A 211-nucleotide genomic window follows, 5' to 3' on the forward strand; every position below is an offset into this window, starting at 1 on the left:
ACACGCCTCATGAATGGCGGTTAATGACGAAGAGCACATCGTATCAATGGGCATGCTGGGACCTTGCAGGTTCAGCAAATAGGAAATCCGGTTGGCTACCGAGCTGAATGACGTATGCGGAAATACCCTCTCCCCCTGCTTCCATAAATCCGGGCCGTATAAATCGTAGCCGGTCTTGGTAATCCCCGCGAAGACGCCCACCTTCCCGTTA

At 53.1% G+C, this 211-nt stretch carries 1 protein-coding gene; it reads right to left on the minus strand.

Annotated elements, in window-relative coordinates:
- The coding region (locus LCF57_RS04065; protein ID WP_225999568.1) for a beta-ketoacyl synthase N-terminal-like domain-containing protein at nt 1-211 on the minus strand (211 nt) is incomplete at both ends.

Source organism: Paenibacillus sp. BJ-4 (genome assembly GCF_020404765.1).
Lineage (GTDB): Bacteria > Bacillota > Bacilli > Paenibacillales > Paenibacillaceae > Paenibacillus.